General features: G+C 68.2%; 6 protein-coding genes. All 6 read left to right on the forward strand.

The genetic code is table 11. From position 1 onward, the window contains the following. Positions 1–78: 78 nt before the first annotated feature. Positions 79–3,375 (forward strand): arabinosyltransferase domain-containing protein, encoded by a 3,297-nt coding sequence (locus LDQ05_RS01535; protein ID WP_226435133.1) that lies wholly within the window; start codon positions 79–81, stop codon positions 3,373–3,375. An 85-nt stretch (positions 3,376–3,460) separates the two neighbouring features. After that, positions 3,461–6,766: an arabinosyltransferase domain-containing protein gene (locus LDQ05_RS01540; RefSeq protein WP_287222199.1), complete on the forward strand. Its 3,306-nt coding sequence runs from the start codon at positions 3,461–3,463 to the stop codon at positions 6,764–6,766. 399 nt (positions 6,767–7,165) lie between these two features. Further along, complete coding sequence (gene benA / locus LDQ05_RS01545) at positions 7,166–8,530, forward strand: benzoate 1,2-dioxygenase large subunit (RefSeq protein ID WP_226435134.1); 1,365 nt, start codon at positions 7,166–7,168, stop codon at positions 8,528–8,530. Between the two features lie 14 nt (positions 8,531–8,544). Beyond that, positions 8,545–9,048 (forward strand): benzoate 1,2-dioxygenase small subunit, encoded by a 504-nt coding sequence (gene benB, locus LDQ05_RS01550; protein WP_226435135.1) that lies wholly within the window; start codon positions 8,545–8,547, stop codon positions 9,046–9,048. Positions 9,049–9,082: 34 nt separating this feature from the next. Beyond that, the gene (benC, locus tag LDQ05_RS01555) at positions 9,083–10,702 is read left to right on the forward strand and encodes a benzoate 1,2-dioxygenase electron transfer component BenC (RefSeq protein WP_226435136.1); all 1,620 of its coding nucleotides are present in this window, start codon (positions 9,083–9,085) and stop codon (positions 10,700–10,702) included. After that, positions 10,699–11,496 carry a 1,6-dihydroxycyclohexa-2,4-diene-1-carboxylate dehydrogenase gene (locus LDQ05_RS01560; RefSeq protein WP_226435137.1) on the forward strand — a complete coding sequence of 266 codons (798 nt, stop codon included), beginning with the start codon at positions 10,699–10,701 and terminating at the stop codon, positions 11,494–11,496. Before benC ends, LDQ05_RS01560 begins: the two co-directional genes overlap by 4 nt. Positions 11,497–11,503 lie beyond the last annotated feature (7 nt).

Here is an 11,503-nt window from a genome sequence, read left to right on the forward strand (position 1 = left end):
CTCCGGGTCGCGGGTCCACCGACACCCCCGCGCACGCCTGTCCCGTCAACCCTCCGCGCTCGCCTAGCATCGTTGCTTGTGCCCGCCGACTCCCGTTCGCCCGTTACGTCCGCATCGACGGCTGCGCCGAATCGCCTCCGCGCCGCACGACTGATCGCGGTCGTCTCGGGGCTGCTCGGGTTCGTGCTCGCACTCACGATTCCGTTCCTGCCGGTGCGGCAGGAGGTCGCGGCGGTGCAGTGGCCGCAGAACGGCCGATTCGACAGCATCGATGCACCGCTCGTCACCTACACACCGTTGACGTTGCGGGTCAGCGTGCCGTGCTCGGCCGTCACCGCCCTCGGCGAGAACGGCGGCACGGTGATGTCGACGGTGCCGTCCGGTGCACCGGACGCAACCGCGAACGCCCTGGTGATCCGTGCGGTGCCGGGTGAGGACGGTGAGCCGGGGACGATCGAGGCGATCCTGCGCAATTCCGTGCTCGTATCGGTTCCGATCGGTGATCCGTGCACCGCGGTGACGGTCGCCTCGAACTCGGAACGGACAGCGGCGGAGATCGTCGGTGCCCGCTCCCCCGTCGCCACGACCGTCGACGGGGACGTGCGGCCACAGATGGTCGGGGTGTTCTCCGACCTCGACGGTGAGACGGGGACCCTCGTCGACGACAGCGAATCCGAACGACTGTCGGTGCGTGCCGAACTGGATTCCCGGTTCACGTCGACACCCACGACCCTGAAACTCGTCGTGATGGTGCTGTGCGCCCTCGCGACGCTGGTGTCGCTGGTGGCACTGCACCGGGTCGACGGAGCCGATGGTCGACGCGCACGCCGGTTCCTTCCCGCGCGGTGGTGGCGGTTCACCGTCGTCGACGCGGTGGCCGTCGGAACCCTGCTGCTGTGGCATGTGATCGGCGCGAACACCTCCGACGACGGCTACATCCTCAACATGGCGCGAGTGTCCGGCGACGCCGGATACATGGCCAACTACTACCGCTGGTTCGGGGTGCCCGAGGCACCGTTCGGCTGGTACTACGACGTCCTGGTGCTGTTCGCGAAGGTGTCGACGGCAAGCCTGTGGATGCGGATCCCCACGCTGATAGCGGCGATCCTGTGCTGGATGGTCGTCAGCCGCGAGGTCATCCCCCGACTGGGGGTGGCGGTGCGCCGCAACCGGGTGGCGTTGTGGACGGCCGCGCTGGTGTTCCTCGCCTTCTGGCTGCCCTACAACAACGGGCTGCGACCCGAACCGATCATCGCCGTCGGCGCACTGCTGACCTGGTGCTCCGTCGAGCGGGCGATCGCGACCGGTCGGATGCTGCCGGCGGCGATCGCCGTTCTGATCGCCGCGTTCTCCCTCGCCGCCGGGCCCACCGGCCTGATCTGCGTGGCGGCACTGCTCGCCGGTGCCCGTCCGCTGTTGCGGGTCCTCGCCGCACGGCGGGCGACGGTGGGAACGTTGTCGCAGATCGCGCCGCTCCTCGCCGCGGGAACCGTGGTGATGATCGCGGTGTTCGCCGACCAGACCCTCGCGACCGTGATGGAGGCGACGCGAGTGCGTTCCGCGGTCGGCCCGAACGTGCCGTGGTTCGAGGAGCGCCTCCGGTGGGACGCGCTGCTGACGGTCGCCCCCGACGGTTCACTCGCCCGACGGTTCGGCGTGTTCGTGATGCTGTTGTGCCTGGTGGTCTGCGTGATGCTGGTGTTGCGTCGGGGCAGGGTTCCGGGCAGCGCGATCGGTCCGTCCCGCCGCATCCTCGGGATCGTCTTCGCGTCGCTGCTGCTGATGATGCTCACCCCCACCAAATGGACACATCATTTCGGGGTGTACGCGGGGCTGGCGGCGTCGGTGGCGGCCCTCGCCGCGGTCGGGGTGGGCGCCGCCGGCATCCGGTCGGCCCGCAACCGTGCCCTGTTCACCGCCGGTGTGCTGTTCGTGCTCACCATGTCGTTCACCGGAACGAACGGCTGGTGGTACGTGTCGAGCTACGGGGTGCCGTGGTGGGACAAACCACCGTCGATCTCCGGTTTCGCGTTCTCCACGGCGCTGCTGGCGCTGACGGTGCTCGCGCTGGCGGTCGCCGCGTGGTTCCACCTGCGTGAGCCGTTCACGACACCGTCCCCGGAGCCGGAACGCACCGGGTGGATCCGTGCGGCGACGTCGGCGCCGCTGACCGTCGTCGCGGCCGCCGTCGTCCTGTTCGAAGTGCTGTCGCTGGTCAAGGGCGCGGTCGCACAGTACCCGGCGTACTCGATCGCCAAATCGAACGTCGCGGCGTTGCGCGGCGACACGTGCGGGCTCGCCGAGGACGTGCTGGTGGAGACCGACCCCAACGCCGGCCTGCTGGCCCCGCTCGACTCGACGGTCGCCGACGCGCTCGGCGCCGGACGCAACACCGGCTTCACCCCCGACGGTGTCGCGTCCGACCTGACCGCGGACGCCGAGACCACCGTGGCGGGCGGCGCGAACACCGTCGACCCGGACGAGGGCGGCACCAGCACGTCGACGACCGCAGGCACCGGTGGCGGGCAGCGCGGCGACGAAGGCATCAACGGCAGCACCGTGCATCTGCCGTTCGGGCTCGATCCGGCGCGCGTTCCCGTCCTGGGCAGCCACCGCGGCGGCGTGCAGCAGGACGCCGAACTCGAGTCCGGTTGGTACGTGCTTCCCGAGCGCAGCGACGCCACACCGCTGTTGGTGGTGAGCGTCGCCGGGCGTGTCCGGTACGTCGATCCGGACGGGGTGATCACACCGGGTCAGGAGGTGCTGTTCGAGTTCGGTGAGATCACCGACGACGGTGTGCGTGTCCTCGGTGATGCCTCGCCCGTCGACATCGGGCCGTCCCCGTCGTGGCGCAATCTACGGGTACCCACCGATACGGTTCCGGCGGACGCCGACGCGGTCCGTCTCGTCGTGCGCGACGGGGACCTGGCGCCGGACCAATGGGTGGCGCTGACCCCGCCCCGGCTCCCGCGGCTCGCGACGCTGCAGGACACGGTCGGATCCGATGCCCCCGTGCTACTGGACTGGTCGGTGGGCCTCGCGTTCCCGTGCCAACGTCCGTTCGGTCACCGCGACGGTGTCGCGGAGGTCCCCGAGTACCGGATCCTGCCGGACCGGGTCGGTGCCGACGCCACCAACGGCTGGCAGGACGACATCGGGGGTGGTCCGCTCGGATGGATCCCGCTGCTGCTGACCGCGGAAACGGTGCCCACCTATCTGGATCAGGACTGGGACCGGGACTGGGGTTCGCTGGAACGGTACGCACCGATCGATCCGGGTGCCGGCCCCGCCGACGTCCACGTCGAGGAGGTCACCCGATGGGGGCTGTGGACACCCGGGGAGATCCGCGACGGCGTACCCGACCTGCTCGAGTGAACGCCACCCGGACGGGTGACGCCGCGTCCCGCGGTCGATGAGGGAGAGTGCCGCCGCGAAGCGCCGCCGGATAGCATCGTCACCCGTGCCCGACGACGCGACACCCGACACCACCCCTCCCGTGACCGCAACCGCCCTGCTCGGCGAGGATCTGCGCGAGCGGTACCGGACGGCGCGGCTCATCGCCGTCGTCGCGGGACTGATCGGCGTCGTGTGTGCCCTCGCCACCCCGTTCCTGCCGGTCAAGGTCACCGAGGCGTCGCTGTCGTGGCCGCAGAACGGCTCGGTCACCGACGTCGAAGCTCCGCTGATGTCGCAGGTGCCGCGGCAACTGTCCGCGACCGTGCCGTGCAGCGCCGTCGCCCAGTTGCCACCGACCGGTGGGATGCTCCTGGCTACGGCACCGACGGACGGGCAGGACGCCGCACTCAACGCCATGTTCGTGCGTGTCGGCGACAACGTCGACGTGCTCGACCGCAACGTGGTGGTCGCGTCCGCGCCGCGCACCGAGGTCGAGTCCGGTGCGTGCCGCGAGATCCGGATCTTCTCCGACGCCGACCGCACCACCGCCGAGTTCACGGGCCTGACCGACGAGAACGGCACCGCGCGGGCCGGAGAATTGACCGGGGATCTGCGTCCCGTCGTCGTCGGCGTGTTCAGCGACCTGAGCACCGATGTTCCCGGCCTGTCCGTCACCGTCGACATCGATTCGCGGTTCTCGTCGTCGCCGACCGTGGTGAAGAGCCTGGCGATGCTCCTGGCGGTGTTGTCGACGGCGCTGGCGCTGTGGTCGCTGGCGCGCCTCGACGGCACCGACGGTCGGGGGCACCGGCGTTTCCTGCCCGCACGCTGGTGGAGGTTCACCGGTGTCGACGCGGTCGTCGTGGGTGTCCTCGCCGGCTGGCATTTCTTCGGCGCGAACACGTCCGACGACGGGTATCTGCTGACGATGGCCCGGGTCTCCGATCATGCCGGCTACATGGCGAACTACTTCCGGTGGTTCGGGGTCCCCGAGGCACCGTTCGGCTGGTACTACGACGTGCTCGCCGTGTTCGCGAAGGTGTCGACGGCCAGCCCGTGGATGCGGCTGCCCGCGTTGATCGCCGGGATCCTGTGCTGGATGGTGATCAGCCGCGAGGTGGTGCCGCGCCTCGGCCGGGCCGTGCGACGCAACCGCATCGCCCTGTGGACCGGCGGCATGGTGTTCCTCGCGTTCTGGCTTCCCTTCAACAACGGTCTGCGTCCCGAACCGATCGTCGCGGTCGGTGCGCTGTTGACGTGGTGCTCGATCGAACGGGCCATCGCGACGGGCCGGTTGCTGCCCGCCGCGACCGCGGTGATCATCGGCGCGTTCACTCTCGCCGCCGCCCCCACCGGACTGATGTGCGTCGCGGCGCTCATCGCGGGTGTGCGCCCGCTGACCCGCATCGTCGTGCGCAGACACCGCGAGGTGGGGGCACTGCCGCTGCTCGCCCCGATCGCCGCGGCCGGACTGTTGGTTCTCGTCGTCGTGTTCGCCGACCAGTCGTTCGCGGCGGTCATGGAGGCGACACGGGTGCGCACCATCATCGGCCCGAACGAGGAGTGGTGGAACGACTTCCTCCGCTACTACTACCTGATGGTGCAGACCGTCGACGGGTCGCTGTCGCGACGCTTCGCGTTCCTCGTCATGATCCTGTGCCTGTTCACGTCGCTGCTGGTGTTGCTGCGGCGCCGGCGTGTCCCGGGTGTCGCGGTGAGCCCGACGTGGCGGCTGATCGGCATCGTGTTCGGCACGATGTTCTTCATGATGTTCAACCCCACGAAGTGGACCCATCACTTCGGGGCGTACGCGGGTATCGCCGGGTCCCTGGCCGCGGTCACCGCGGTGCTGGTGTCGGCGCAGGCCCTGCGGTCGCGGCGCAATCGCACGATCTTCCTCGCCGGACTGTTGTTCGTCCTCGCCGTGTCGTTCGCCGGTATCAACGGCTGGTGGTACGTGTCGAGCTACGGCATCCCCTGGTTCGACAAGACCGTGTCGCTGAAGGGCTACCAGTCGTCCACGTTGTTCCTGATCCTGTTCGGGGCGGCGCTGGTGCTCGTCGCATGGCAGTACCTGCGGGAGGGGTACGCGCCGCCACCGGAGAAGGAGACGACGAAGAAGGGCCGTCGGATCCGCACGTTCGCTGCGGCACCGCTGACGGTGGTCGCGGCGGCGATGGTGCTGTTCGAGGTGCTGTCGCTGCTCAAGGGCGCGGTGTCGCAGTATCCGGCGTATTCGCTGGCGCGATCCAACATCGAGGCGGTGACCGGGCAGACGTGCGGGCTCGCCACCGACGTGCTGGTCGAGTCCGATCCGAACGCGGGACGGCTCGAACCGATCGTCGACCCGGCGAACCCGCCGGCGGACGGAGACCCCCTCGCCGGCAGCGAACCGGTCGGCTTCTCGCCCGACGGTGTCCCGTCCGATCTCACCGCCGACTACGTGGAGGTCAAACCCGGCCAGGGCAACACCGACACCCAGACCGTCGGCGTCACCTTCGAGACGGGTGCGGGCGGCGGCACCACCGGCGGGTCCGGGGCGGAGACCGTCAACGGCAGCACCGTCAAGCTGCCGTTCGGGCTGGACCCCGCCGTCACCCCGGTGCTCGGCAGCTATCAGAACGGCATCCAGGAGCCGGCGCGGCTCACATCCAGCTGGTACGCGTTGCCCGAGCGCAGCGACGACGCACCGCTGATCGCGATCTCCGCGGCGGGACGCATCTGGTCGTACGACGACACCGGTGCCCTCACCTACGGGCAGTCGCTTCTGCTCGAATACGGCGTGCGGCAGGCCGACGGCAGCGTCGACGTGCAGGGCAGCTATCTGCCCCGCGATATCGGCCCCGCGCCGTCGTGGCGGAACCTGCGCGTGCCGATCGCAGACCTGCCGGAGGACACGAACGCGGTGCGGATCGTCGCGAACGACCCGAACCTGACCGGCGATCAGTGGTTGGCGTTCACGCCACCGCGCGTCCCGCAGCTCGTCACGCTGAACGACGACATCGGCTCGGAGCAGCCGGTGCTGCTGGACTGGGCGGTGGGCCTGCAGTTCCCGTGTCAACGCCCGTTCGACCATCGGTACGGGGTGGCGGAGATGCCGAACTACCGGATCCTGCCGGACCGGCCGCTCGCGGTGTCCTCCACCGACACGTGGCAGGCCGCGGAGAACGGTGGGCCCCTCGGATTCACCGAGGTCCTCGCCCGACCCGAAGCGATCCCCACGTATCTGGAGGACGACTGGGCCCGCGACTGGGGTTCGCTCGAACGGTACGTACGGTTCTATCCCGATGCGGTTCCCGCGCAGATCGACACCGTCGAGGTGACCCGATCCGGGTGGTGGAATCCCGGTCCGCTGCGGGTCTACGAGTAGGACACCGGCCTGCTCGGACCTGCGCGGAGACTCCTGCCGGAGAGCTGAGCGAGTGTATCGCTCGCTCGATCGAGTCGAGTGAGCGATACATTCGCTCGCGCCGCGGACTCACTCGCGCCGCGGACTCACTCGTGCCGCGGACTCACTCGTGCCGCGAGCCGCACGAGGGTCGTAGGACCCCGAGCCTCGAGGTCGTAGGTATCACTAGGCATTCCCCCGGTGTGACGACAGACACAGCCTGGCATCGTGGAACCAACGCCGGACACAGCCCCGTTCGAGCGGACCGGACAACCCCGCGCACGACAACCGACGCAGCCCGTCGATTGCCATCGGGATCGGAACCGCGCATACACAGGGCGCCGCCCGCGTCGGGAACGACGCCGATACTGGAGGACCCCCATGACCGACACCGTGGACCACGTGCGCACTCACCTCGACCACGCCCTCGTCGAGGACCCCGAACAGGGCAAGCACCAACTCCGCCGCGATGTCTTCACCGACGAGGAGATCTTCGAACTCGAGATGAAGTACATCTTCGAGGGCAACTGGGTGTACCTGGCGCACGAGAGCCAGATCCCGAACGTCGGCGACTACTTCACCACCAACATCGGCCGTCAGCCCGTCGTGATCACCCGCGACAAGGACGGTGGACTGAACTGCCTCATCAACGCGTGCAGTCACCGCGGTGCCATGCTGTGCCGCCGCAAGACCGACAACCGCACCACCTTCACCTGCCCGTTCCACGGGTGGACGTTCCGCAACAACGGGAAGCTGTTGAAGGTCAAGGACCCCCGGGACGCGGGCTACCCCGAGCAGTTCAACACCGACGGAAGCCACGATCTGACGAAGGTCGCACGGTTCGAGAACTACCGCGGTTTCCTCTTCGGGTCGCTCAACCCCGACGTGCTGCCGCTGACCGAGCATCTCGGTGACACGACGAAGATCATCGACATGCTCGTCGACCAGTCCCCCGACGGGCTCGAGGTACTCCGCGGCTCGTCCACCTACACCTACGACGGCAACTGGAAGTTGCAAGCGGAGAACGGCGCCGACGGCTACCACGTGTCGGCGACGCACTGGAACTATGCCGCGACGACCGCGCGTCGCACCGCCGGCGAGTCCACCAACGAAACCAAGGCGATGGACGCCGGAACCTGGGGCAAGCAGGGTGGCGGCTACTACTCGTTCGAGCACGGGCACCTGCTGCTGTGGATGTGGTGGGGCAACCCCGAGGACCGCCCGCTGTTCCCGCGCAAGGACGAACTCGCCCGCGAGTTCGGCGAGAAGAAGGCCGAGTTCATGGTCGGCGCGTCCCGCAACCTCTGCCTGTACCCGAATGTGTATCTGATGGACCAGTTCTCGTCACAGATCCGGCATTTCCGTCCGATCTCCGTGGACAAGACCGAGGTCACGATCTACTGCATCGCCCCGAAGGGGGAGAGCGCCGAGTCCCGCGCGAACCGCATCCGCCAGTACGAGGACTTCTTCAACGCGACCGGCATGGCCACCCCCGACGATCTCGAGGAGTTCCGGTCCTGCCAGAAGACCTACCTCGCGACCGCCGCACCGTGGAACGACATGAGCCGCGGCGCAACACACGTCCTGAACGGACCCGACCAGGTGGCACAGGATCTCGGCATGAAGAACGTCCTGTCGAGCGGCGTCAAGACCGAGGACGAAGGCCTGTACCCGATCCAGCACGGCTACTGGCTCGAGCAGATGCGCAAGGCTGCCGACGCCGAGCAGGCCGCAGAGAACGCCTGAGAGGATCCGGAAAAATGACCATCGCAACCGAGTTGACGCAGACCGAGATCGAACAGTTCCTCTACCGTGAGGCACGCCTGCTCGACGACCGCGATTTCGAGCAGTGGCTCGAGTGCTACCACCCCGACGCCGAGTACTGGATGCCTGCGTGGGACGACAACGGTGAGACCACCGAGGATCCGCAGTCGGAGATCTCGCTGATCTACTACCCGAACCGGGGCGGACTCGAAGACCGCGTGTTCCGCATCCGCACCGACCGCTCGTCGGCGACATCGCTCCCCGAACCCCGTACGGGACACAATATCACGAACGTCGAGATCCTGGAGCGTCGTGGCACCGAGATCGATCTGCGGCACAACTGGTTCTCCCTGTACTTCCGCTACAACACCACGGACACGTACTTCGGGACGACGTTCCTGACCCTCGACGTGTCCGGTGCGCAGCCCGTGATCAAGAAGAAGAAGATCGTGCTCAAGAACGACTACATCCACCACATCGTGGACGTCTACGTCGTCTGATCCACCCCGACACCACGAAAGGAGGCTCGAGGCCATGACATTCCAGGTGGCACTCGCCTTCGAGGACGGGGTGACCCGTTTCATCAAGTGCAAGCCGAACGAGACGGTTGCCGATGCGTCGTACAAGGCACGCATCAACATTCCCCTCGACTGCCGCGACGGCGCATGCGGAACATGCAAGGCGTTCTGCGAATCCGGCACCTACGACGGGGGCGACTACATCGAGGACGCACTCACCGACGAGGAAGCCGAGCAGGGTTTCTGCCTGCCGTGTCAGATGATGCCGGAATCGGATCTGGTGGTGCAGATCGCGAGCACATCGGACGTCGCGAAGACCGCCGCGGCGACCTACACGGCGACGATCACCGAGCTGAACCGCTTCTCCGACAGCGTCATCGGGTTCACCATCTCGATCGACAACCGCGACGATCTGGTGTTCCTGCCCGGTCAGTACGTGAACATCGGTGTGCCCGGCAGCGACGACGGCACCGGCAAGCAGGCCACCCGCTCGTACTCGTTCAGCACCGGCCCGAACGAGGACACCCTGGCGTTCCTGGTGAAGATCACCGACGGCGGGCTGATGTCGGAATACCTGCGCGACCGCGCGCAGGTCGGTGACACCCTCGAATTCACCGGACCGTTCGGCAGTTTCTTCCTCCGCGAACGCAAGCGCCCGTCGCTGCTCCTCGCCGGCGGCACGGGCCTCGCGCCGCTGCTGTCGATCCTGTCGAAGGTCTCCGTCGACGGCAGCGACCACCCGATCCACCTGATCTACGGTGTCACCTTCGACCACGATCTCGCCGAACTCGACAAGCTCGAAGAATACTCGAAATCGTTGCCCGGCTTCACATTCGACTACTGCGTCGCCGACGAGAACTCGTCCGCCCCCAACAAGGGATACGTCACGGGCCTGTTCGCACCGCAGCATCTGAACGACGGGGACGTCGACATCTATCTGTGCGGCCCCCCGCCGATGGTGGAGGCCGTGCGCACCCACCTCGCGGACCAGGGCATCGTCCCGGCGAACTTCTACTTCGAGAAGTTCAACACCTCCGCCACCCCCGGTGGCGTCACCGCCCCGGCTCCCACGGACGCCGAGAAGGCGGCTGCGGAGAAGGCCGCCGCCGAGACCGGGCAGCCCGTGGCGCTCGACAGCCCCGCCGATCCCGGGAACTACGAGATCGGTGAGGAGCACCCGCCCGTCGCCGAATCCGACGCCCAGTTCGACGCGCGCATGGCCCTCGAACTCGGCGTCCTGGAACTCACGATCGGCCGACTCACTCCCGAGCAACTGGTCGAGTTCCGGATCCTCGCCGAGGCCTCCGGCGCCTCCGTCGAGGGCGACCACTTCACGGACGCGGAGGCGTTCACCGACACCACTGCCGCATTCCACCAGTTCCTGTTCCGCTGCTGTACCAACCCGGTGCTGCTCGACGCCTACAACCGACTCGAGGTCACCCGGCTGATGTACCGGGTGCTGCGCGACGCCCAGTGGATCGAAGAACACATCGTCGACGAACACCTGCAACTCGTCGAGGCGTACGAGCAGGGCGATCGGGCCCGCGCCCGCGACCTGATCGTCGCGCACGCAGACCACGCGAAGGCGACGATGCGCCGCGCCATCAGCGATGGCGCCACGGCGGGCGCGCGATGAGCGACGCGAAGGTGTTCCCCGGAAGGTTCGACGGACGTCGGGTCACGGTGACCGGGGCCGTGCAGGGCATCGGGCTGACCGTCGCGACCCGGATCGCGGCCGAGGGTGGTGAGGTCGTGCTGGTGGACCGGTCCGACCTCGTGCACGAGGTGGCCGAGAAACTCCGCGCAGACGGTGGTATCGCGCATTCGGTCACCGCAGACCTCGAGACGTTCGAGGGCGCCGAGGACGCGTTGGCGTTCGCGGTCCGCGAGGCCGGCGGCGTCGACGTGTTGATCAACGTCGTGGGCGGCACGATCTGGGCGAAACCCTACGAGGAGTATGCGTCCGACGAGATCGAGAAGGAGATCCGCCGGTCGCTCTTCCCCACGCTGTGGACGTGCCGGGCGGTCGCACCGTACCTGATCGAGCAGCGGTCCGGGACCATCGTGAACGTGTCGTCGGTGGCGACGCGCGGCGTCAACCGCATTCCGTACGCGGCGGCGAAGGGCGGCGTCAACGCGATCACGGCGTCGCTCGCGCTCGAACTCGCCCCGCACGGCGTGCGGGTGGTCGCGACCGCGCCGGGCGGAACCGTCGCCCCGGAACGCCGCGTCGCCCGCGGCCCGGCGCCGCGGTCCGAGCGGGAGAAGGCCTGGTACCAGCAGATCGTGGACCAGACCGTCGACTCGTCCCTGTTCAAGCGGTACGGCACGCTCGACGAGCAGACCGCCGCGATCACCTTCCTGGCCTCCGAGGAGGCCTCCTACATCACCGGCACCGTCCTCCCGGTTGCCGGCGGCGATCTGGGGTAGCGCCCCA

It is taken from the genome of Rhodococcus yananensis (assembly GCF_020515525.1).
Lineage (GTDB): Bacteria > Actinomycetota > Actinomycetes > Mycobacteriales > Mycobacteriaceae > Rhodococcus > Rhodococcus yananensis.